Consider the following 23,455-nt stretch of genomic DNA (forward strand, 5'->3'; position numbering starts at 1 on the left):
GGAGAGGGGGCAAACACTAAAAACGGCAACAAGGTTGCCGTTTTGCATTTACCTTGCGCAGGAAAGCAAAAAGCCTGCTTAAGTTTCCTTAAGCAGGCTTTTCTAAATATGGCTCCTCTGACTGGACTCGAACCAGTGACATACGGATTAACAGTCCGCCGTTCTACCGACTGAACTACAGAGGAATCGTGTGAACGGGGCGCATATTATCGACCTGCGTTCGCCTTGTCAAAGGGTGGATCAACACCTTTTGCTCGTTTGCTGACAAAATCAACAAACTGGCGTTTTTGGCAACGGATTGCACCGTTATTGTGCAGGCATACCCCTTATGGGGCAGATCATAAACCGCTGTTTCACTCATAAAACCCCCTTCCGTGATTAGGTTTCCTTATTTTCAGGCGCTTAGCAGACAAATCAGACCTCTTCGAAAAACTGGCATTCATATTGCAAAAACTCTGTTAACAATTACAGCCAGTACCGGCACAGCATTTCGAACAGGGGGCAAAATGAACTTAAGACGACTGAAATACTTCGTAAAAATCGTCGATATCGGCAGCCTGACTCAAGCAGCGGAAGTGCTGCATATTGCGCAGCCAGCGCTGAGCCAGCAGGTGGCTACTCTGGAAGGCGAAATGGATCAGCAGCTGCTGATCCGCACCAAGCGCGGCGTAACGCCGACCGAAGCAGGCAAAATTTTGTACACCCACGCCCGGACCATCCTTCGCCAGTGCGAACAGGCGCAGCTGGCGGTGAACAACGTGGGGCAGACGCTGAGCGGGCATGTCTCCATCGGCCTGGCGCCGGGAACGGCAGCATCGTCTATTACCATGCCGCTGCTGCAGGCGGTGCGCGCCGAGCTGCCGGAAGTGCTGGTATATCTGCATGAGAACAGCGGCTCCGTGCTGAATGACAAATTGCTCAGCGGGCAACTCGATATGGCGGTGCTTTACGATCGCTCCCCGGTTGCCGGGATCACCAGCCAGCCGCTGCTGAAAGAAGATCTCTATCTGGTCGGCACGCGCGATTGCCCGGGCCAGAGCGTTGACCTCACCGCCGTAGCGGAGATGAACCTTTTCCTGCCGCGTGATTACAGCGCCGTGCGCGTGCGCGTGGATGAAGCATTCTCCCTGCGCCGCCTGACGGCCAAAATCATTGGTGAAATCGACTCCATCTCTACGCTGACGGCGGCCATCGCCAGCGGAATGGGCGTTACCGTGCTGCCTGAATCCGCCGCACGCTCGCTGTGCAGCGCAGCAAACGGCTGGATGGCCCGCATCACGACGCCGTCAATGAGCCTGCCGCTCTCGCTTAACATGTCTGCACGCGGGTCGCTGTCGCCTCAGGCACAGGCCGTAAAAGAGATTCTGATGTCTCTGGTGAGCAAGCCGTCGCTGGAAAACCGCGAGCTGCTGCTCGTAAGTTAATATTCCATAAAAGCATAAGATGCTGGTTTTTATTATTTGTTCTACAGCTCTGCTGACTCTAACAATAGAGACATATCAGATGCGCCGGAGTGAATCGTGAATTTCCAGCAACTTAAAATTATCCGTGAGGCGGCCAGGCGGGACTACAACCTGACCGAAGTCGCCAACATGCTTTACACCTCCCAGTCGGGCGTCAGCCGCCATATCCGCGAGCTGGAAGAAGAGCTTGGCATTGAGATTTTCATCCGTCGCGGCAAGCGCCTGCTTGGCATGACGGAGCCGGGCAAAGCGCTGCTGACCATCGCTGAGCGGATCCTCAACGAGGCCAGCAACGTTCGTCGTCTGGCGGATCTCTTTACCAATGATGCGTCAGGCGTGCTGACCATCGCCACCACCCATACCCAGGCGCGCTATAGCCTGCCGCCGGTGATCAAAGCATTTCGCGAGCTGTTCCCGGAAGTGCGTCTGGAGCTCATCCAGGGGACGCCGCAGGAGATCGAGGTGCTGCTGCAAAACGGTGGGGCAGATATCGGCATCGCCAGCGAGCGCCTGAGCAACGACCCCCTGCTGGTGGCGTTCCCGTGGTTCCGCTGGCACCACAGCTTGCTCCTTCCCGTCGATCACCCGCTGAATCAGGTCTCTCCACTGACGCTGGAAGAGATCGTCAAATGGCCGCTGATTACCTATCGGCAGGGCATTACCGGGCGTTCACGCATTGACGAAGCGTTTAACCGCAAAGGGCTCACGCCTGATATCGTGCTGAGTGCGCAGGACTCCGATGTGATCAAAACCTACGTTGAGCTAGGGCTGGGCATTGGCCTCGTGGCCGAGCAGTCCGGCGGCGAGCGCGAGGTAGGCGATCTCGTCCGGCTCGATACCCGACACCTGTTCGATGCCAATACCGTATGGCTGGGGTTAAAACGCGGTCAGCTGCAGCGCAATTACGTGTGGCGTTTTATCGAGCTGTGCAACGCGGGGCTCTCAGTTGACGAAATCAAGCGTCAGGTGATGGAGCCGGAAGAAGTGGCGATTGATTATCAGATTTGACCGCGGCGGTGTGCCGGGCGGCGGCTTCGCCTGACCCGGCCTGCGAATCGTGCTCAATTTTCTGAAGGCGTCTTCAGCTTTTCAATGATTTAACATGCTCTCCCTATAGCCTGTCTGCATAATCCCCCCATAGCTTTACATCTATATAGTTTCTGATCTATATTTCACAAGGAGGTCCCGTGTGGGCGATTATTACAACGGACAGGTTCGATCGCTGGTTCACTTCACTCAATGATATCGACCGCGCCAGCGTGCTCGGTGCGCTTATGGTGTTGCGGGAGAAAGGGCCGGGCTTGCCCAGGCCCTTTGCCGATACGCTTAAAGGATCCCGTTTTCACAACATGAAAGAGTTGCGCATTCAAAGCCGGGGCGAACCCCTGCGGGCATTTTTCGCTTTTGACCCAAATCGTACCGGCATCGTGCTTTGTGCCGGTAACAAAGCGGGGAATGAAAGACGTTTTTATGACGAGATGCTTGAGGTTGCAGACCGGGAATTTGCCGCCTGGCTTAACGCATTCTCAAAGAAGGAGTAACGCGATGGGCAGAACGCTGGAACAGCTTATTGCGGATGAAAAACCCGACGTCGTCGCTGATGCTCAGGTAATAGCGGCGGATATTCTGCTTAATATTCATCTTGCAGAGCTGCGTGAAAAAGTACAAAAAACGCAGGTAGAAATGGCAGCGGCCCTGGGTATCAGGCAGCCGACCGTTGCCGTCATGGAAAAGCCGGGACGTGACCTGAAGCTTTCCTCACTCAAGCGCTATGTTGAGGCTGCGGGGGGAAAGCTGCGTATGGATGTTGAGCTGCCGGATGGTTCTCACTACGAATTTGTTCTGTAACATCAAAAAGCAAAAAGCCCGCTCAGTTTCCTGAGCAGGCTTCTTAAATTTGGCTCCTCTGACTGGACTCGAACCAGTGACATACGGATTAACAGTCCGCCGTTCTACCGACTGAACTACAGAGGAATCGTGTGAACGAGGCGCATGTTAATGGCCTCGCTAATTTGTGTCAACACTAAAATTAACGTGCTGATTCAAATGATTAATTAAGCTGCAAACTGCTGTTTTAGTGAACTTGAGCGGATAAATTATCGTCGTGCTCGCCATTTTTACGTAAACGCTGCAGCGGGTCCTGCTGGTAAAAGTGGCAAAATCGTTGCCACAGCGCCGGGAAGCGAGGGGCAAAAAGCTCGGGGGCGCTGAAGAAATACTCCGACAGCACCGCGAAACACTCGGCGGGGTCAGTCGCCGCATAGGCATCAATACTGGCTGCGCTTTCGCCCACCAGGTCAATCTCATCCTGAATGTTATCCATCGCGGCATGCAGGTCATGTTCCCAGCCAGCTACCTCACGCAGCGGGATCAGCGGTACGCCGCTGGCGCGGTCGCCGTTGCGGGTGTCCAGCTTATGCGCCACTTCGTGAATAATCAGGTTAAAACCTGACGCATCGAACGAATCCTGAATATCCAGCCAGTTGAGGATGATGGGACCCTGCTGCCAGCTTTGCCCGGACTGAACCACGCGCTGGCTATGCACAAGACCAATATCGTCTTCCCATTCGTCATCGACGATGAACGGAGCCGGGTAGATAAGCACCTCATGGAAGCCGTCCAGCCATTCGAGGCCCAGTTCAAGCACGGGTAAACAGAAGAGCAGGGCGATGCGCGTGTTTTTGAGCGGGTCAAGCTCGAAGCCCTGCAGCGGGACCAGGCGTTTTTGCAGCAGGAAGCGATCGGCCAGCTGAATCAGTTTTGACCGATCGTCCGGCGGGAGATTGGCCAGCACGGGGATCGCCAACGCCTCTTCCCACGGCAGTGCCATATTTCGACCAGCTTCATTCGATTTCCAGGGCCACTTAATCATCGCTTTGCTCGCAAACTCGTCACATGAACAAAATTGAAAGGTCAGGTCTGTTGAAATGCCAGCTCACTGTCTGTTTTAGTATGACATCCGTATTCTGAAGTTTGGACATTCACAGCCTGTTTCAGAGGAATCCAGCCCGCATAAACTACCACCATGTCCGTGCAGGTGGATAGAGGTTTACGGGTATCTCCTTCAATTTGTGAAGTATGTCGTTCCAGAAACGTGCCTGAGGCTGAATTGCTCCGTTTTTAACGCGAGCGGCTATGATAAAGCTCGTATGGCTAACCTGCGCATAAAGGACCTTGTAAATTCTATGCCCGTAAATTTTGACCTTAACGATCTCTACGCTTTCCGGGCGCTGTTGGAATATGGCAATTTCCGTATCGCCGCCGAGTCAATTTGCCTTTCGCAGTCCGCGCTGAGCCGGCGCATTGAAAAGCTGGAGGCGGCAATCGGAGCCAGGCTTTTCGACAGAACGACCCGGCGCGTCACGCTCACGCTGTATGGCCAAACCTTTGCCGAGCGCTGCGGGCAGCTTCTTCAGGATGTGGAGGTGATGCTTGCCGATATTGATAAGGTCAGTGAGGAACGCACGGGGCTGATAACCGTGGCGACCGTTCCCTCGGCAGCCTACTATTTTATGCCGGATGTCATCCGCCGCTTCCGGTCGCGCTACCCCCGCGTCCGCATCAAGATGATAGACAGCAGCGCCGGTAACGTTATTGAGGCGGTAGTCAGCGGGCAGGCGGATTTCGGCATCTGCTTTGCCCGCAGCCTCCAGCCGGACCTTGAGTTTGTTCCGCTGATTGAGGATGTCTACGTCGCCGCCTGCCGCCGGGATAGCGAGATGGCAAAAAGAAAAAGCCTGAGCTGGCAGGCTTTTTATCAGCAGGATTATATCAGCCTCGATAAAACCTCAGGCAACCGCAATCTGCTCGATCAGCGGCTCGGGCATATTCACCCCGAGCGGCCGAGCATCTGTGAAACGCGCCATGTCACCACCATGCTGGGGATGGTAGAGGCCGGGATCGGCATGGCTGCCGTTCCCGCCATGTCCATGCCGCGCTCCGAACAGTCTGTGCTGACGTCGATCCCCCTCACCGACCCTGAGGTCAGGCGTACCGTTGGGCTGATTCGCCGCAGCGGTCGCATTCAGTCCTACCTTGCCGTTGAGCTCGAAACGCTGATCACAGACCAGTTTCGCGTGTCGGCGTAGCGGCTATCAGGCCCGTTGAGGTGATGACCCCGCGGGCGGCGGGCGATGAGAGAAAGCTAAGCAGCGCTTTTCCCTTCTCGGGGCGATCGGCGCCCTCGATGACCGCGCCGGCAAAGCGCGTGATGTACTGCAGTTCACCGGGTAAGGCGCCCACAAAGGTAATGCCCGATACCGGCAGAAGTTCGCTGACCTGCTGAAAGCCCAGCGCGTATTTCCCTTTCGACACTTCCGAGGCCACGGGGATACGTTCAACCCTGTGGGCCTTATCCTTCAGCTGATTTTCAATGCCGAGCTTGAGGAAAAGCTGGCTTTCAACGTACCTGCCGCTTGCGCTGTCGGAATAGGCCACGGAGGACGCGTTCAGCAACGTTTTGCGCAGCGCAGACGTCGTGGAGATATCCGGTACGGGCTCGCCTTTTTTGACGACCATGCCTATCGGAGAATCTGCAAGCTCAACGCGGGAGCCCGCCGCAACCTTGCCCTGCTGGTCAAGGGCGCTGAGGGCATCGCCAACCATAATCACCACGTCTGCTTTTTCGCCTCTCGCAAGGCGAGCGGGGATGGCCTGCGGGGTTTTCCCCATCGAAGGGCCTGATATTAAAACGATTCTGTCGCCGCTTTTTGCTTCATACTGCGGCGCGAGTTTCTCCAGCGCGGCCCTGAAGCCGCCTGAGATCATCACGGTCACGTCCTGAGCGAGAGCGGCGGTGCTCACGGCGGAGCATACCAGCAGGGCAACGCATTTTCTGAGGTTCAGCATGACGGTCTACTCCTCTACCGCGTTATGCAAAACTAACGTGCGGCGGCGATAAAGATAGAGCGTCGCCAGCAGGGCGCAGATGGCCGCGAAGCTCATCCAGTAGCCCGGAGAGGCTTTGTCGCCGGTGTATTCGATTAATGCGGTAGACACCACCGGCGTAAAACCGCCGAAGACGGCCGTTGCCAGGCTGTAGGCCAGAGAGAAGCCCGCCACGCGCACTTCTGCGGGCATGATTTCCGTCAGGGCAGGGATCATCGCGCCGTTGTACAGGCCGTAAAGGAAAGAGAGCCACAGCAGGACGCTCAGCATCATGGAGAAGCTGGGGGCATTTGCCAGCAGCGTCAGCGCAGGGTAGGTCGTCGCCAGCGCAAGGAGAGTCATGGCAATCAGGACCGGTTTTCGTCCAAACCGGTCAGACAGCGCGCCGCCCACCGGCAGCCAGATAAAGTTTGATACGGCTACAAGCAGCGTCACCAGCAGGCTGTCCGATGCGCTCAGCATCAGCACTTTTTTGCCAAACGTCGGTGCGTATACGGTGATGAGATAAAACGCTGTCGTGGTCATTGCCACCATCAGCATGCCGGCGATGACAACCTGCCAGTTAGCGAGCAGCGTTTTGAACACCTGACCCATGGCCAGATGGCGGCGACGGGCGGTAAATACTTCGGTTTCTTCCAGCCTGCGGCGGAGGAAAAAGATAAAGGGCACAATCAGGCAGCCAAACAGGAAGGGGATACGCCAGCCCCAGTCCCGAATGGCGCTCTCCTCCATCAGGGCGTTAAGCGCAAAGCCCATTGCAGCCGCAATCATAATCGCCACCTGCTGGCTTCCGGACTGCCAGCTGGTGTAAAAGCCCTTGCGACCCGGCGTGGCGATCTCAGCCAGATAAACAGACACGCCGCCGAGCTCGGCCCCGGCGGAGAATCCCTGCAGTAAACGCCCCATCAGAACCAGCAGCGGCGCCCACAGGCCAATGCTCTGATAGGACGGGATCAGCACGATCAGGAAGGTTCCGGCCGCCATGATGGACAGCGTGACGATCAGCCCCTTGCGGCGTCCTACTTTGTCGATATAGGCACCGAGCACGATTGCCCCGATCGGACGCATCAAAAATCCCGCGCCGAAGACGGCAAAGGTCATCATCAGTGACGCAAACTCACTGCTTGCCGGGAAAAAGGTATGCGCAATGTAGGTGGCGTAAAATCCAAAAAGGAAGAAATCGAATTGCTCAAGGAAGTTGCCTGACGTGACGCGAAGTATCGCGCCCGCCCTGGAACGTACGGTTGCAGGTGAGGTTACGGAAACCATGTTTATCTCCAGTTTATTATTGACGTTTTGCTCGTCTGTTTTTGAAAACTGGATCAGGAATGGCAAATAGATAAGCGCAATTAGCACATCGGCTGATGCATAACGTGCATCAATGACACTACGTTGACAGGGAGTTACATAAGTAACAATAACTTAACAATTGGCCGCGCTTTCATTCTCCTGATAATGCTAAGTGGCTGATAGTACGATTTTGTGAAGTGGCGCAGACGAGATGCAGGGAGAGGCCAGGCAAACGCTGCGTTGCCTGGCCGGGGGAATTTAGCGCAGCGCGTTTGCTATGGCGCTAAACATCAGCGATGCCTCAAGCGGCTGGGCGCTGAAGGACGGCTCGGCCTGCGGCCAGGTTGACCACTGGACGATGGTCAGATTTTCCGCCGGATTGACCATAATCATCTGTCCAAAGATCCCCAGCGCCCAGAGGGAACCCTTCAGAGAGGCCTGTGGAGCAGGCTCAACGCGGGCGGCGTTGACGGGAACCTCGTTGTTCCACCACTGGTAGCCGTACAGTCCGTTCGGATGGGCCGCAGACACTGAGCCCGCGGCGTGCGTCCAGGCTGAGGATTCTGCCACCCAGTTTTCCGGCAGGATCTGTCTGCCGTTCGGCAGCGTACCGTTATGCCGGATAAACTCGCCAAAGCGGCCCCAGTCCTCCAGCGTGGCGTTAAACCCGTGGGCGCCCACGTCGTGCTGGCCTTTGCTGTAGGCGTGCCACACGCCGTCGCTCGCCATGCCGTACGGCTGCCAGATGCTTTGCTCCAGCCAGGCCGCGAGCGTCATGCCTGTGGCGCGTTCCAGCACGTCGCCCAGCAGCCACGCGCCGCCAGAGGAGTAAGACCAGCGTTCTCCGGCCGGGTGTTCACGGTGTAAGCCTGAAACCAGCTTACGTACGCAGTCGTACGCGCCCGGTTGGGCTTCACACTCGGTGAGCCGGGCGAAGTCTGATTTCGGGTTGGTGTAATCCTCATCCCACGCCACGCCCGAGGTGTGGGTGATGAGCTGTTTCAGCGTCACGCCGTCCCAGGCGGTGCCTTTTAAATCCGGTTCGTACCGGGTGATAAGGTCGTCAAGCGAGTGGATTTTGCCCTCTTTTATCGCCACGCCGACCAGCGCCGACACCACCGATTTACCCACCGAGCGCGACGTCCAGAGCGTGGAGTCGGTGTTGCCTTCACCGAGATATTTAAAGGCGATCTTGCCGTCTTTTAACACCAGCATGCCGCTGACGTTCTGCCGCTTGAGGTAATCCTGAAGGTCATAGGTCTTACCGTTCACCCGGTAGCGGGCATCCTTCAGCGGTTTTTCTGCCGCCAGCAGCGGCGTGGCGTTGCCGTGGCGGAAGACATCCCCGGCGTAGTTGCGGTAGTCGTTGCGAAAACCGACCACGCGATCGGCCTGGCTCCAGGTGAGCATGCTGTGCGCGTCCGGGAGTTTGCTGTCAAAAGGTGCAGGGCAGGCGCTCAGGTCCGTGCCTTCGCAGGCGGCCATGGCCGCAGGGGATAACAAACTGCTGACGACCAGGCCCGCCAGCAGGGTGAGGTTTAACGATTTGTTTTTCATGTTTATCTCGTATGGCTCAGGAAGGGCTTCAGTTTAAGAACCCGCGGCCTATAATAAAAAGCGTGTTATGGGGGAAAAACCCCCGAAAAGTTGAGGGGGAGAGAGGTGTGGCAACGTTGATGTATTCCTTTGCCCAGCTGGAGGCATTTACGGCGGTGGCCGAGCAGGGCAGCCTGAGCCAGGCGGCGGTGAAGCTAAAAAAAGACCGCACCACGCTGCGCGATTTGATTGATTTTCTTGAGGATGGATTAGGGTATAGGCTGTTCCTTCGCGAAGGGCGCGCCCTGCGGTTAACTCCGGAAGGGGAGCAGCTTCAGCGCCAGGCGCATCTGCTGATGCGGCAGGTCAGGGCCTTTGAAGCCTTTGCCAGAGAGGTGCCTTTCAGCGCAACGCAGGATATTTCCCTCGTGTACGACCCCTTTACCCCCCGGGCATTTTTACAGACGCTGATTGCCGAAATGGCAAAACGTAAGGTTCGCCTGAGTTTGACCTGTGCGTCCCGGGATGAAGCAGAAGGCTGGCTTGCGGGCGGCCACGCCGACCTGGGAATTTGTCAGGCGCGCAACCGCAGCGTAGGCAGCGAAATGGAGTGGCGGGCGCTGGGGGCAATCGATATGGATTTCTATGCCTCAGCAATGCTTTTTACGGAGACTGCTTCGCCGCTGTCGCTGCTCGATCTCTCTCTGGTTCCGCAGGTGATTATGCATGCGGCCTCTGACGAACCGGTGGCGCGTCGTTTGCAGATCTCAGGGCACACGATTTTTACCAACGAGCTGGAGATGGTGCGCGGGCTGATGGAGCAGGGCTGCGGATGGGGCTTTTTGCCTACGCATCTTCATGCGCAACGGTGGAAAAACGTAAAAAGGCTGCGCACCGAAGTGGGCAGCCAGGGGATTAGTCAGACGATGGTGACCATCTGGAAGCCGGGCAGCGACAAGCGCGAGACGATCGATGACGTGCTGTCGAAACTGCCGACTCTTTGGCAGAACAGCATGGCGTAGGCCGGGCAGGCACAGCGCCACCCGGCATCACGCTTAGCGCTGTGAACAGCCTTTACACTGCTGGTTCTGGATTTGCTGGAAGAAATCGTTACCTTTGTCATCCACCAGGATAAACGCCGGGAAGTTCTCCACCTCAATTTTCCAGATCGCTTCCATACCCAGCTCCGGATACGCCACGCACTCCAGGCTCTTGATGCTGTTTTGCGCCAGCACCGCCGCCGGGCCGCCGATGCTGCCGAGGTAGAAGCCGCCGTGCTTGTGGCAGGCATCCGTCACCTGCTGGCTGCGGTTGCCTTTCGCCAGCATGATCATGCTCGCGCCGTGGGACTGCAGTAAATCCACATAGGAGTCCATACGGCCCGCCGTGGTTGGGCCTAAGGAGCCGGAGGCATAGCCTTCCGGCGTTTTGGCCGGCCCTGCGTAGTAGATCGGATGATCTTTTACGTACTGCGGCAGGGGTTCACCGCTGTCGAGGAGTTCTTTCAGCTTCGCGTGGGCGATATCGCGCGCCACGATGATGGTGCCGTTCAGCGACAGGCGAGTAGAAACCGGGTGCGCAGAGAGCTGCGCCAGGATCTCACTCATCGGCTTGTCGAGATTAATACTGACCACCTCGCCTTCACCCTGCTGGCGCAGGGATTCAGGAATGTACTGGCCCGGATTGTGCTCCAGCTTCTCGATCCAGATACCGTCGCGGTTGATTTTCGCTTTGATGTTGCGGTCGGCAGAGCAGGAGACGCCCATGCCGATTGGGCACGATGCGCCGTGGCGCGGCAGGCGGATCACGCGGATATCGTGGGCGAAATATTTACCGCCGAACTGCGCGCCGAGTCCAAGGTTCTGCGCTTCCTGAAGCAGTTCCTGCTCAAGCTGAACGTCGCGGAACGCCTGGCCGTGCTCGTTGCCTTCGGTGGGCAGAGCGTCGTAGTAGCGGGCAGAGGCGAGCTTCACGGTTTTCAGCGTGGCTTCAGCGGACGTCCCGCCGATCACAAACGCGATATGGTACGGCGGGCAGGCCGCCGTCCCCAGCGTACGCATCTTTTCAACCAGGTAGTTTTTCAGCTTCGCCGGGGTAATCAGCGCTTTGGTTTCCTGATAGAGGTAGGTTTTATTCGCTGAACCGCCGCCTTTGGCCATGCACAGGAATTTATACTCGTCGCCGTCAACGCTGTAGAGGTCAATCTGCGCAGGCAGGTTGGTGCCGGTATTGACCTCTTTATACATATCCAGCGCGGCGTTCTGAGAGTAGCGCAGGTTGTCTTCAATGTAGGTGTTGTACACGCCCTGGCTCAGGGCCGCTTCGTCACCGCCGCCGGTCCAGACGCGCTGGCCTTTTTTGCCCATGATGATGGCGGTGCCGGTATCCTGGCAGGTTGGCAGCACGCCTTTGGCCGCGATTTCAGAGTTGCGCAGGAACTGCAGGGCAACGTATTTATCATTCTCGCTGGCTTGCGGGTCGCTCAGAATGGCGGCAACCTGCTTCTGGTGCGAAGGACGCAGCATAAACGCGGCATCGTGGAAGGCCTGCTGCGCCAGCAGAGTCAGGGCTTCTGGCTCCACGTTGAGCACTTCCTGACCGTTGAACTCAGCAACGGAGACGTGCTCTTTGGTCAGCAGATAGTATTCGGTGTCGTCATGTTCGAGCGGGAAGGGGTTCTGGTAGAAGTACGGTTTATTCGACATAGCGTATCGCTCCATAAAAATAAAACCGCCGGAGGTAAGCCCGGCGGTCAGAAATCAGAACATCATGGACATCCACGGATAACCAATCAGCAGCAGCGCCGCCAGGAAGATGGCACCAAAGATGGTGCCCAGACGCCAGTAGTCTTTGGTTGGCAGGTAGCCGCTACCGTAGTAAATAGGGCTTGGGCCAGTACCGTATGGCGTGATAATCCCCATGATACCCAGCGAGGTCACCATCAGCAGAACGAACACTTCCATATTCATGCCTGGAATGGTGGCCGCGATAGTCAGCATCGCGGGCAGCAGCGCCGTGGTGTGCGCGGTAGTGCTGGCAAACAGATAGTGCAGCAGGTAGAACGCCACCAGCAGGATGACAGTTGCCACACCCGGAGAAATGCCGGCCATCAGTTGGCCGCCTTCTTTACCCAACCAGGCAATGAAGCCGGTGGAGGAGAGGCCGTCCGCCAGCGCAACCAGGGTGGCAAACCAGACGAAGGTGTTCCAGGCCGCTTTGTTACCGGTGATGTCGTTCCACTCCAGCACGCCGGTCCACAGCATCAGGCCGACGATCAGCAGGGCAGCCATTGCCGGTTCAATCCACGCGGCGGCGAAGATCCACATCAGCAGCGCACAGCACACGAACACCAGCAGCAGGATTTCATTGCGTGAAAGCTTGCCCAGTTTTTCCAGCTCGCGGCTCGCCCACAGCGGCACTTCGTCGTTCACCTTCACTTCTGGCGGGTAGAACCAGTAGGCCAGCAGCGGCATGGTCAAAATCAGCAGCACGCCCAGCGGCAGGAAGGCGATAAACCAGGTACCCCAGGAGATGTTAATCCCGACGATGCTTTTCACCAGCGCCAGCGCCAGCAGGTTCGGCGCAAGAGCCGACAGGAACATTGAGCTGGTGATACAGGCTGCGGTGATCGCCACCCACATCAGATAGGAACCCATGCGGCGTGCGCTTGGATCGTTAGGTTTTGAACCGTACAGCGGCGGCAGGTTAGCGATAATCGGGTAGATTGTCCCGCCGCTGCGCGCGGTGTTGGACGGCGTAAACGGTGCCAGCAGCAGGTCTGCAAAGGTGATTGCATAGCCGAGCGTCAGGCTGCGGCGGCCAAGGTATTTCACCAGAATCAGCGCCAGGCGACGGCCGAAGCGGGTTTTGTCATACCCGGCAGCGAACATAAAGGCGCCGAAGATCAGCCAGACGGTGGAGTTACCAAACCCGCTCACCGCCCATTTAAAGGAGGCGCCCGCCAGCTTGAATTTTGGGTCGGCCAGCTGTTCCGGGCTAAACAGCACCCACTGGCTGCAGAGGGCAATCGCGACGACGCCCGTCAGGCCGATAACCGCGCCCGGCAGAGGTTCGAAGATCAGCCCGACGATCACGCCGACAAAGATAGCGAAGTAGTGCCACGCATAAGGCGGCAGCCCTTCCGGTACCGGAACAAACAGCAGCAGCACGGCGACGATAATCGGCAGCGCCATCATGAGCAGACGTTTCGCATTTCCGTCTGATGCTTTACTCGCCGCAGGAGGCGTTACAGCAGTTTTTGTATTCATAGTTTCACGTCTTAAGTTGTCAAGAATTCTTCGTACGGTGAAAAGACAAATTCGGTTTCTTTAATTTCTTTGCTTTTTTTAGTTATTAAAGGTGCGTTTTTGTATTTTCAGTAATAGCGATTTAACGCATTTTTGTATGCGGTAAATTAAAAATCATGATGTTTATATATTGCGCCTTTGGATGCCAGATCTGTTGATCGCGATCAAAAAAATAGAATTAGTGGAGTATATTTCTTCTTTTTTAAATAACCACTCTGGCGTATAGGGTTATTATGGGTTTTATGTGATTTTTTTATCATTTTGATAACATTTTCACTCTTGGTTTGATTGTAAGTATATGATTTATATATCTATTTGCTTGTAGTGATTAATTGGTCTAACCATTTTTGTTTTAACGCATTTTAAATTATTGTGAATGAAGAAATGATAATGACTAACACCAATGTATTATTAATGTTATCGAAGGGATTAAATAGTTTTTTAACTAACGTAATGGCTTTAGAAACTAAAAAAAGTATTATATTACTATCATGACATCGGCATAAAAAATCGAAATAAAACTGAGTCCGATAACGAATTCTTAATTTTAAAAGCTTGGAGTTTCTATTATGAGCACTAACGAACGTATTTTAAGTCCCTTCACATTACCGAATGGCACTGAACTGAAAAACCGTTTGTTAATGGCGCCAATGACCACCTGTACTGGCTATTATGATGGCACGGTCACCAGCGAGCTGGTGGAGTACTATCGGGCGCGTTCCGGCAGCATCGGCACCATTATCGTTGAGTGCTGTTTTGTCGACGATCTTGGCCTCGCATTCCCTGGCGCCATTGGTATTGATAGCGATGAAAAAATCGCCGGGCTGGCGAAAATTGCTGAGGCGATCAAATCCAAAGGTTCTAAAGCTCTCCTGCAGATTTACCACGGCGGCCGCATGGTCGACCCGAAACTGATCGGCGGGCGCACGCCGGTTGGTCCAAGCGCCGTTGCCGCGCCGCGTGACGGTGCCGCTACCCCAGTAGCGCTGACCACCGAAGAAGTGGACGCCATGATCGGCAAGTTTGGTGAAGCCGTACGCCGTGCGATTCAGGCCGGTTTTGACGGCGTTGAAATCCACGGGGCAAATACCTATCTGATCCAGCAGTTCTATTCGCCAAACTCAAACCAGCGCGACGACGAGTGGGGCGGCAGCCGCGATAACCGCGCTAAGTTCCCGCTGGCGGTACTGGACATCACCCACAAAATGGTGCGCCAGTACGCTGATGATGCCTTCATTATTGGCTACCGCTTCTCGCCGGAAGAGATGGAAGTGCCGGGCATCCGCTTTGACGACACCATGTACCTGCTGGAAAAACTGGCCGCGCGCGGCGTGGATTACCTGCACTTCTCCGTCGGTGCCACCCTGCGTCCGTCCATTGTCGACACGCAGGACCCAACGCCGCTGATCGAAAAATACCGCGCGATGCGCTCCGAAACCCTGGCGAAGGTGCCGGTAATGGGCGTCGGCGGCGTGGTGAATGCCGCTGATGTGAATGAAGCCCTGGACCACGGCTACGATCTGATTGCCGTAGGCCGCGCAACCATTGCCTACCCGGACTGGACTGACCGCATCGCGGCCGGTGAAAGCCTTGAGCTGTTTATGGACAGCACGCAACGGGAAGCGCTGAGCATCCCTGAACCGCTGTGGCGCTTCTCGCTGGTGGAAGCGATGATCCGCGACATGAGCATGGGCGAATCCAAATTCAAACCGGGCACGTTTGTTGAGAAAGTCCAGGACGATGCCAACGAGCTGGTAATTAACGTCAGCCTCGAAACCGACCGCATTGCCGACATCGAGCTGGCCGCGGGCCCGAGCGAGGACGTGGAGTTTGTCACCAGCTTTGAAGAGATCCGCAACCGTATTCTGGATGCGAATACCCCGCACGTTGACGCCATCACCGGCGCGACCAGCCAGAGCGAAGCGGTGAAAAAAGCCGTGTCGAAAGCGATGCTGAAATCCAGCAAAGCGCTGGCGGCAGAAGAGGGCGTTGACCCGAACGAGCCTAAATCGGTGGACGTTGTGGTCATCGGCAGCGGCGGTGCAGGCCTGGCGGCGGCCATTCAGGCCCACGACGAAGGCGCGAGCGTGCTGATTGTTGAGAAAATGCCTACCATCGGCGGTAACACCATTAAAGCCTCTGCCGGGATGAACGCTGCGGAAACCCGCTTCCAGCGCGTGAAGGGCATTCAGGACAGCAAAGAGCTGTTCTATCAGGAAAGCCTGAAAGGCGGTGGAAACAAGAACAACCCTGAGCTGCTGCGTCGCTTCGTGGAGAACGCGCCGGAGGCCATCGAGTGGCTGGCCACGCGCGGCATTATGCTGAACGATATCACCACCACCGGCGGGATGAGCATTGACCGTACCCACCGTCCAAAAGACGGTTCGGCAGTCGGCGGCTATCTGATCAGCGGCCTGGTCCGTAACGTGACCAAACGCAACATCGACGTGATGCTGGATACCTCCGTCAGCGACATCCTCTTCGAAAACGGTGAAGTGACCGGCGTGCGCCTGACTACCGAAGAGAACGAGACCGTCACCGTGGCAGCGAAAAGCGTGATAGTGGCAACGGGTGGCTTCAGCGCCAACAGCCAGATGGTGGTGAAATATCGTCCGGATCTGGAAGGGTTTGTCACGACCAACCACAAAGGGGCGACCGGCGGCGGCATCGCGCTGCTGGAGCGCATCGGCGCGGGCACGGTGGATATGGGCGAAATTCAGATCCACCCAACCGTTGAGCAGAAAACCTCGTATCTGATTTCCGAGTCCATCCGCGGCGGCGGGGCGATTCTGGTCAATCAGAAAGGGAACCGCTTCTACAACGAAATGTCGACCCGCGATAAAGTCTCTGCGCAGATCATCGCCCTGCCTGAGAAATACGCCTACATCGTTTTCGATGAGCATGTTCGTACCAAAAACAAAGCGGCGGATGAGTATATCGCGAAAGGGTTTGTCACCAGCGCCAGCTCGCCAAAAGCACTGGCGGAAGCGCTGGGTATGGATCCTCACGCCTTCCTCGCAACGCTTGAGCGCTACAACGGCTTTGTGGAAAAACAGCACGACGATGATTTCGGCCGCACCACCGCGCTGCGAGCGCCAATCAACGAAGGGCCGTTCTACGCCATTCAGATTGCACCGGGCGTGCACCACACCATGGGCGGCGTGACCATCAACACCGACACCTGCGTGCTGGATAACAACCACAACGTGTTGCCGGGCGCGTATGCTGCCGGTGAAGTTGTCGGCGGGATCCACGGCGGGAACCGTATCGGCGGTAACGCAGTGGCAGATATCATTATTTTTGGTACTCTTGCCGGACATCAGGCGGCGATGCGTTCGAAAAAGGCATAAGGCTCCCGTTCTGTAGGCCGGATACGCGCAGCGCTGTCCGGCATTTTCCCCGGCGGCGCGGTGCCTGCCGGGGCTACATTTGAGGAATCACGCCATGCCTGATGACAACCGCGTTTACAGCTACTCCGCCGTCCTGATGGGCTCACCCATCCTCCTGAAGCTTTTTTCCCATGACGAAGCGCTCGCCTCCCGCGTGTTTCGCCTGATTAAACAGTACGAAGACCTCCTCACCGTCAACCGCGCGCATTCCCAGGTAATGGATATCAACCACGCCGCCGGTCAGCATCCGGTTTCCGTCAGCCGCCCCGTGTTCGAGCTTATTCGCTGCGCGAAGGCAGCAAGCATGCTCAAAGACAGCGCCTTTAACCTTGCCATTGGCCCGCTGGTGAAGCGCTGGAAAATCGGCTTCAGTGGCGACAGCGTGCCGCCGGCCGATGAGATCGCAGCGCTGCTGGCGATAACGCATCCCGACGAGGTGCTGCTTGATGAGGCCAACAGCAGCGTATTCCTGACCCGCGCGGGAATGGAGATCGATCTGGGCGCCATTGCCAAAGGCTACATTGCGGACAGGGTGCGGGATTACCTTCATAAAGAGGGCGCCGAGCTGGGGCTGATCAACCTTGGCGGCAATATTCAGACCTTAGGCTCGCCCGAAGGCGGCTGGAGCGTGGGGCTGAAAAAACCCTTCGCCGGGGACGAGCTGATTGGCGCCATGACGGTGGAGAACAGGTCCGTCGTTACCTCGGGAACCTACGAGCGCTACTTTGAGCAAAACGGCAAACGCTATCACCACATTCTCGACCCGCGCACCGGGTACCCGCTGGACAACGAGCTGGATAGCGTCACCATCGTGTCGAAAGATTCCATCGACGGCGATATCTGGACCACGCTGATGTTCGGCATGGGCGTTGAGAAGGGCTGCGCCATGCTGCGCGCGCGTCCCGATATCGAGGCTATCTTTGTGACCAAAGCAAAAGAAGTGGCGATCTCATCGATGCACCACTTCCGCTTTACGCTGCTGGATAACGGCTACCGCATTACTGGCAGTACTGCTTGAGCAGGCCGGTTTGTTCCGGCTGGAGCCGGTAGCGATACACCGGACGTCCGGTGGCGCCGTAGTGGATGCTGGTAAACAGAATATTAATCTGCGCCAGCCAGATCAGGTATTTGCGGCAGGACACGCGCGAAATATTGACCGCGTTCGCCAGATCGTCGGTCGAAAATTCCATCTCCGGATGGCTGTCGATCCACTGGCAGATGGTGCGCAGCGTTTGCGGCGTTAACCCTTTCGGTAATTTCTTGCTGTCCGCCAGCTCCGGCGCGCCGCCGTGGATAAGCCTGTCCACGTCCGCCTGCTCATAGTACTGGTGCGAACCCATCAGGCTGTGTTTCGCCTTCCAGCCGTTCAGCGCCTCTTCAAAACGCGGGAACTGGAAGGGTTTGATCAGATAGTCCACCACGCCGTAGTGCATGGAGGTCTGGATCGTCGCGGCGTCAGAGGCAGAGGAAATCATAATCACGTCGATCGGCCGGCCTGATGCGCGAATGATCGGCAGCAGATCCAGCCCGTTATCCTGTTGCATATAGACATCCAGCAGCACCAGGTCGACCGGCTGAGCAGGGTTAGCGATAACCGCCTCCGCCTGGTTAAGCGTAGAGGCGATGCCGCAGCAGCTAAACCCTTCAACACGGTTCACATACAGACGGTTGAGGTCGGCTACCATAGCGTCATCATCGACAATTAATACATTTATCACGCGATATTCCTCTCGCTATCCCAGGGGATCTGAACAAAAAATTGGGTAAATACGCCAGGCTCCGACTCGACGGTGATATCACCGCCCAGGTTCTGGATCTGCTGACGCGCAAGGAACAGCCCAACGCCGCGGTTTTCACCTTTCGTTGAGTAGCCCTTGGTAAAAATAGCGTCCAGCCGCGCGGGATCAATCCCGGGGCCGTCGTCGCTCACTTCGCAGCTGAGCCAGCCATTCTGGTAGTGTAGCAGGAGGCCGATCTCGCCTTCCGGCTGGCCTTCCATCGCGTCCAGCGCGTTCTCAATCAGGTTCCCCAGCACGGTGATCAGCACCGCCACCTGTTCTTCATTGGCGGTATCCGGGAGCTGGCACTCCTCCGCCAGCGTCAGGGTGAACCCCGCCTCTTTGGCCCGGTTGATTTTACCCAGCAGGAAGCCTGCAATCACGGGTGATTTCACCTTGCGCTGGATTGCGCCAATGTCCGTCTGGTAATTCTGCGCGGTCTGGATGATGTACTCTTCCAGCTTGTCGTAACGCTTCATGTGCAGCAGGCCGAGGATCACGTGGAGTTTGTTCATAAACTCGTGCGTGTGCGATCGCAGGACGTCGACATAGTTGACCATGCCGTCGATGCGCTGCATCAGCTGGCTGATTTCGGTTTTATCGCGGAAGGTGCTGATCGCGCCTATCACCTGATTCTGACTTTTCACCGGCACCATGTTGCACAGCAGCAGGCGTCCGTTGCAGCTGATCTCCTGATCCTGACGCGCGACGCCGGTCTTCGACACGTCCCGCAGGCTCGCCAGCAGCGGTTCGCTGGCGTTTTCCGTCTGCTTGCCCGATGTCAGGAGCAGTATTTCTCTGGCCGTGTGGTTAATCATGGTCACGCGACCGTGGATATCCACCGCCAGCACCCCTTCGCGAAGCGACTGCAGCATCGCCTGGCGCTGTTCAAACAGGGCGGAGATCTCATACGGTTCCAGTCCGAAGAGGATGCGCTTCAGGACCCTGACCAGGCCCCATATCGCCAGCGAACTCATCAGGATGCTGAATAAAATGGTCCAGACGGCGTTGAGCCGCCCGCGCGCGATTTGCTCTTCAACTTTATAGAGAGAAATACCCACCACGACGACGCCGATTTGTTCGTGTTGTGCATCATAGACGGGGGTGAAGACACGCAGCGCTTCCGCAAGCGCACCCCGGTTGACGGAGACATTCTCCTTGCCTTCCAGCGCGGGTGACAAATCATCACCAATAAAGTGCAGCCCCAGCAGCGCTTCGTTTGGGTGTGAGTAGCGGATCCCGCGCATATCGGTGACCACGGTAAACAGCAGATCGTTGCGCTTCGTCACCGCCTGAGCGATGGGCTGAATGATATCCGCCTGCGGCGCCTGCATCAGCCCGCGCTTCACTTCCGGGCTGTCGGCAAAGGTTCGGGCAATGCCGAGCGCGGTGTCTTTGACATCGTCACGGGTTGCCCGGGTGATTTGCACCGAATAGAGCGCAAACACCATCAGCAGTACAGAGCCGATAATGGCGCACACCATGAGCGTGACCAGCGTGTTCAGCTTTATAGGGCGCTTGCGCGAGAGGGGGAAGGGCTGCAAATCGCTCATTAACGCTCCGCGATGTTCAAGAAAGGCCTGATTATCGCTTATGACAGGCTTTTCATAAAGCTATGCATTCGCGCCGCTTTTCGTGACCCTGCTCTCAGGCCACCTATATAAAACACTTTATAGTGTGCGGGTACTCATAATAAGGAGGTTGTTTATGAGCATTATGCTTACCGGTTCAGTCAAGGAAAGACGGCACGCCAGCACGATGAATATCGACAGATTGTCTACGCTGGATATGCTGAAAGTCATTCACCAGGATGATGCACACATTTCTGAAGCCATTACCCCATGCTTAACGACGATTGCCCGCGTGGTCGATAACGCTGCGGCGACCCTAAGCCACGGCGGGCGGTTAATTATCGTTGGCGCTGGAACTTCCGGGCGCATGGCAATCCAGGCGGCAGAGGAGTTTGCACCGGGTAAACATCCCGTTATCGCCATTGTCACGGACCAAGACGCCGGAAGTTACGAGCGTGGGGTTGCGGACCTTCAGGCCATAAAGTTTGGCGAGCACGACATGATGCTGGCATTAACCGTCAGCGGAAAAACGCCGTGGGTCTGGGGTGCGATGCGCCACGCCTGGTCGCTGGGTTCACCGGTTGCCGCGATCACTACCGATGCGCAGAGCGAAGCGGCACAGCTGGCAAGCATGATTATTGCGCCTGAGCTGGGCGCGGACGTCGTTGCGGGGTACGCCAATGCCAAAGCGGGCATCGCCCAGAAAATGATCCTCAATATGCTTACGACCGGGCTGGCTGTGAGGACCGGGCGCGTGTACAGCAACCTGCGCGTAGATATTGAAGCAAGCAGTACCAAATGGGCCGAGCGGCAGATCGCCATTGTAATGGAGGCAGGAGGCTGTACTCGCGCAGTGGCTAAAACCGCGCTCGAAAGCTGTAACCACAGCTGCAAAACGGCGGTGCTAATGGTGCTGACGGGTCTGGACGCGTGGAAAGCGCATGAGCTGCTGGCGCAAAATAACGGCTTTATTCGCGTGGCGTTGCAGGAAGCGCCCTAGTATTTGGCGGTAGAGAGAAAAAAAGCCCGCAATGCGGGCTTTGATGTTTCTGGGGATTAGAACTGGTAGGTCATGCCTACGCCAACGATGTCGTCGGTGGAGATACCGTTGTCCTTGTAGAAGGCGTCGTCTCCGTCCAGCAGGTTGATTTTATAATCAACATAGGTGGAGAAGTTCTTGTTGAAGCTGTAGGTCATACCCAGGTCAATGTAGTTAACCAGGTCCTGATCCACATAGTCATAGCCATTGCCTGGGTGATAGTCGTTACCGCCCAGATCCACGCCTTTGGAGTAAACCCATGCCAGTGACGGACGCAGGCCGAATTCGAACTGGTACTGCGCTACGGCTTCAAAGTTTTGGGTTTTATTGGCGATGCCGTCGTTACCGTATGGGGTCATGTTGCGGGTTTCCGCGTACATCATTGCCAGGTAATAACCCTGAGCATCGTATTTCGCGCCAACGGTCCAGGCTTCTGCACGTTCGCCGCCTGCATATTTGCTGAAGCGGTTGTAGCTTCCTGCGCCATAAGCAACCTGCTCATTAGTACGGTCAGAAGACGAGTATGCTGCACCCAGGCTCAGACCGAAGTCGAAGTCATAAGAGGTAGACATCCCGAAGCCGTCGCCATTCTGGAAACGAACATCATCATGACCGTTTTTGGTGCCTTCCTGAACATCAACAATATTGCCGTTTTGATCTTCGTGTGGGCCACCTTCGTTATTACCCTGATACTGCAGCGCGAAGTTCAAACCTTCAACCAGACCAAAGAAATCTGAATTACGGTAGGTTGCCAGACCGTTCGCACGGCCGTTCATAAAGTTGTCGGTCCAAGTGTAAGAATCGCCACCGAATACTGGCAGCATATCGGTCCAGGCTTCAACGTCATACACGACGCCGTAATTACGGCCGTAATCAAAAGAACCGTATTCACCATATTTCAGGCCAGCGAATGCCAGACGGTTAAAAGAGGTGTCACCCGCGTTTTCTGTATCATTTGCGTAGGTTTTATATTCCCACTGGCCGTAGCCGATCAGATCGCTCGTAATCTGCGTTTCGCCTTTGAAACCAATCTGTACGTAGGTTTCATCACCGTCGTCGCCAGCGTTGTCAGAAAAAGTATGACGGGCATCAACTTTGCCGTACAGGTCAACCTTGTTGCCATTTTTGTTGTACATTTCAGCCGCATTTGCTGCGCCAGCCATTAATAAAGCGGGTACCAAAATTGCCAGAACTTTTCTTTTCATTATATATTCCCTTTAAAGATAATTTATATGAATATATGTAATCACACTCCGTAATTACATCGTCGATACTATTCTATGGATTGTTATTTTGGTTCAAAAATAAATGTAATTCAATCAATATAAATATTACTAAATATTTCAATGCGTCTCTTTATTTTTCGCGTGAATTAATTCATTGAAAACATTATCGGTAATTATTGTTAATTATTTCTGAATTCTATTTATTAATGCTATCAATTCAGGTGTGTTATATTAAACGTCCTTTTAAGCAGCAGGGCAGAACAATGGAACTTGCGCAGTGGCAGCAGCAGTTTGAACGTTGGTTAGACGAGCATCATTGCACCGAGGATGCGGCGCATGATATTTCGCATTTCCGCCGCGTCTGGTTGTCGGCCCGAAAAATGATGGAAGAACTGACGGTGGACCCGCTGGTGGTGCTGACCGCCTGTTATTTTCATGACGTTGTTAGCCTGCCCAAAAACCACCCCGAACGCAGCCGGTCGTCGCGGCTGGCCGCTCGTAAAACGCGTGATATCCTAAGCCGCGATTTTCCAGATTTCCCACCCGAACGCTATCCAGCCGTTGAACACGCCATCGAGGCGCACAGCTTTAGCGCGGGGATTACGCCGCAAAGCCTCGAGGCCAAAATTGTTCAGGACGCGGACCGGCTGGAAGCCTTAGGTGCCATTGGTCTGGCGCGCGTTTTTGCCGTATCGGGCGCGCTAGGCGTGGCGTTGTTTGATCCAGAAGACCCGTTTGCCGACAGACGAACGTTGGATGACAGAGCCTTTGCGCTCGACCACTTCCAGACCAAACTGCTGCGCCTGCCGGACACCATGCAAACCGAAACGGGGCGCGAGCTGGCGCGGCACAATGCCGATTTTCTGATCCAGTTTATGGCGAAACTCAGCGCCGAGCTGCAGGGCGACTGCGTGGGCGTTGACGGTCAGGTACAGAGCCGTTTCCGTCGCAGTTTGCGCGCCTGAACTG

At 55.9% G+C, this 23,455-nt stretch carries 19 protein-coding genes and 2 tRNA genes; 10 read left to right on the forward strand and 11 right to left on the reverse strand.

The features are described from left to right. Window positions 1-109 precede the first annotated feature (109 nt). Window positions 110-185, reverse strand: a tRNA-Asn gene (locus tag D5067_RS08575). A 321-nt stretch (window positions 186-506) separates the two neighbouring features. Here D5067_RS08575 and nac point away from each other — a divergent pair. From nac to proR, 4 genes are all read left to right on the forward strand, one after another. Further along, on the forward strand, window positions 507-1,424 hold the full coding sequence (nac, locus tag D5067_RS08580) for a nitrogen assimilation transcriptional regulator NAC (RefSeq protein WP_119938359.1): 918 nt from the start codon (window positions 507-509) through the stop codon (window positions 1,422-1,424). Window positions 1,425-1,520: 96 nt separating this feature from the next. Next, a complete protein-coding gene (gene cbl, locus D5067_RS08585) occupies window positions 1,521-2,471 on the forward strand; it encodes an HTH-type transcriptional regulator Cbl (protein ID WP_119938360.1) in 951 nt (316 codons plus the stop codon). A 179-nt stretch (window positions 2,472-2,650) separates the two neighbouring features. Continuing rightward, the gene (locus D5067_RS08590) at window positions 2,651-3,004 is read left to right on the forward strand and encodes a type II toxin-antitoxin system RelE/ParE family toxin (protein WP_119938361.1); all 354 of its coding nucleotides are present in this window, start codon (window positions 2,651-2,653) and stop codon (window positions 3,002-3,004) included. 4 nt (window positions 3,005-3,008) lie between these two features. Continuing rightward, complete coding sequence (gene proR / locus D5067_RS08595) at window positions 3,009-3,311, forward strand: transcriptional regulator ProR (RefSeq protein WP_119938362.1); 303 nt, start codon at window positions 3,009-3,011, stop codon at window positions 3,309-3,311. Between the two features lie 50 nt (window positions 3,312-3,361). Here the strand turns inward: proR and D5067_RS08600 are convergent. Beyond that, window positions 3,362-3,437 (reverse strand) — tRNA-Asn (locus D5067_RS08600). 100 nt (window positions 3,438-3,537) lie between these two features. Next, a complete protein-coding gene (gene mtfA / locus D5067_RS08605) occupies window positions 3,538-4,335 on the reverse strand; it encodes a DgsA anti-repressor MtfA (RefSeq protein WP_119938363.1) in 798 nt (265 codons plus the stop codon). Between the two features lie 313 nt (window positions 4,336-4,648). Here mtfA and psrA point away from each other — a divergent pair, with 313 nt between their 5' ends. Continuing rightward, window positions 4,649-5,551 carry an L-proline-binding transcription factor PsrA gene (gene psrA / locus D5067_RS08610; protein ID WP_119938364.1) on the forward strand — a complete coding sequence of 301 codons (903 nt, stop codon included), beginning with the start codon at window positions 4,649-4,651 and terminating at the stop codon, window positions 5,549-5,551. Here psrA and D5067_RS08615 read toward each other — a convergent pair. The 3 genes from D5067_RS08615 to D5067_RS08625 form a co-directional block, all read right to left on the reverse strand. Next, window positions 5,523-6,311, reverse strand: a complete 789-nt coding sequence (locus D5067_RS08615) for a substrate-binding domain-containing protein (RefSeq protein WP_119938365.1) — start codon at window positions 6,309-6,311, stop codon at window positions 5,523-5,525. The genes psrA and D5067_RS08615 overlap by 29 nt on opposite strands. Before the next feature lie 6 nt (window positions 6,312-6,317). Then, complete coding sequence (locus D5067_RS08620) at window positions 6,318-7,619, reverse strand: MFS transporter (RefSeq protein WP_119938366.1); 1,302 nt, start codon at window positions 7,617-7,619, stop codon at window positions 6,318-6,320. A 279-nt stretch (window positions 7,620-7,898) separates the two neighbouring features. Further along, complete coding sequence (locus D5067_RS08625; RefSeq protein WP_119938367.1) at window positions 7,899-9,197, reverse strand: serine hydrolase domain-containing protein; 1,299 nt, start codon at window positions 9,195-9,197, stop codon at window positions 7,899-7,901. A gap of 119 nt (window positions 9,198-9,316) precedes the next feature. Here D5067_RS08625 and D5067_RS08630 point away from each other — a divergent pair, with 119 nt between their 5' ends. Next, on the forward strand, window positions 9,317-10,198 hold the full coding sequence (locus tag D5067_RS08630) for a LysR family transcriptional regulator (RefSeq protein WP_235843335.1): 882 nt from the start codon (window positions 9,317-9,319) through the stop codon (window positions 10,196-10,198). A gap of 33 nt (window positions 10,199-10,231) precedes the next feature. Here D5067_RS08630 and fumA read toward each other — a convergent pair whose 3' ends face one another. Both fumA and D5067_RS08640 read right to left on the reverse strand, forming a co-directional pair. Beyond that, the gene (fumA, locus tag D5067_RS08635; RefSeq protein ID WP_119938369.1) at window positions 10,232-11,881 is read right to left on the reverse strand and encodes a class I fumarate hydratase FumA; all 1,650 of its coding nucleotides are present in this window, start codon (window positions 11,879-11,881) and stop codon (window positions 10,232-10,234) included. A gap of 54 nt (window positions 11,882-11,935) precedes the next feature. Further along, window positions 11,936-13,444 carry an anion permease gene (locus tag D5067_RS08640; RefSeq protein ID WP_210433815.1) on the reverse strand — a complete coding sequence of 503 codons (1,509 nt, stop codon included), beginning with the start codon at window positions 13,442-13,444 and terminating at the stop codon, window positions 11,936-11,938. A 608-nt stretch (window positions 13,445-14,052) separates the two neighbouring features. Between D5067_RS08640 and D5067_RS08645 the strand changes: the two genes are divergently transcribed. Together D5067_RS08645 and D5067_RS08650 are read left to right on the forward strand one after the other, a co-directional pair. Further along, window positions 14,053-16,833 (forward strand): flavocytochrome c, encoded by a 2,781-nt coding sequence (locus D5067_RS08645; protein ID WP_119938371.1) that lies wholly within the window; start codon window positions 14,053-14,055, stop codon window positions 16,831-16,833. Window positions 16,834-16,927: 94 nt separating this feature from the next. Next, window positions 16,928-17,890 carry an FAD:protein FMN transferase gene (locus tag D5067_RS08650; RefSeq protein ID WP_119938372.1) on the forward strand — a complete coding sequence of 321 codons (963 nt, stop codon included), beginning with the start codon at window positions 16,928-16,930 and terminating at the stop codon, window positions 17,888-17,890. Here D5067_RS08650 and dcuR read toward each other — a convergent pair. Together dcuR and D5067_RS08660 are read right to left on the reverse strand one after the other, a co-directional pair. After that, window positions 17,871-18,590, reverse strand: a complete 720-nt coding sequence (gene dcuR / locus D5067_RS08655) for a two-component system response regulator DcuR (RefSeq protein ID WP_119938373.1) — start codon at window positions 18,588-18,590, stop codon at window positions 17,871-17,873. The two genes, D5067_RS08650 and dcuR, sit on opposite strands and share 20 nt — an antisense overlap. Beyond that, a complete protein-coding gene (locus tag D5067_RS08660) occupies window positions 18,587-20,203 on the reverse strand; it encodes a sensor histidine kinase (RefSeq protein WP_119938374.1) in 1,617 nt (538 codons plus the stop codon). The genes dcuR and D5067_RS08660 overlap by 4 nt, the downstream gene beginning before the upstream one ends. Window positions 20,204-20,357: 154 nt before the next feature. Here D5067_RS08660 and D5067_RS08665 point away from each other — a divergent pair, with 154 nt between their 5' ends. Further along, window positions 20,358-21,221, forward strand: coding sequence for an N-acetylmuramic acid 6-phosphate etherase (locus D5067_RS08665; protein WP_119938375.1), 864 nt, complete (start codon window positions 20,358-20,360; stop codon window positions 21,219-21,221). Window positions 21,222-21,277: 56 nt separating this feature from the next. On the opposite strand, the gene ompC is transcribed toward D5067_RS08665, so the two are convergent. Further along, window positions 21,278-22,465 (reverse strand): porin OmpC, encoded by a 1,188-nt coding sequence (gene ompC / locus D5067_RS08670; RefSeq protein ID WP_119938376.1) that lies wholly within the window; start codon window positions 22,463-22,465, stop codon window positions 21,278-21,280. A 284-nt stretch (window positions 22,466-22,749) separates the two neighbouring features. Here ompC and D5067_RS08675 point away from each other — a divergent pair, with 284 nt between their 5' ends. Continuing rightward, a complete protein-coding gene (locus D5067_RS08675) occupies window positions 22,750-23,451 on the forward strand; it encodes a phosphohydrolase (protein ID WP_119938377.1) in 702 nt (233 codons plus the stop codon). The last annotated feature ends 4 nt before the right edge of the window (window positions 23,452-23,455 follow it).

The sequence above is a fragment of the Enterobacter huaxiensis genome (assembly GCF_003594935.2).
Lineage (GTDB): Bacteria > Pseudomonadota > Gammaproteobacteria > Enterobacterales > Enterobacteriaceae > Enterobacter > Enterobacter huaxiensis.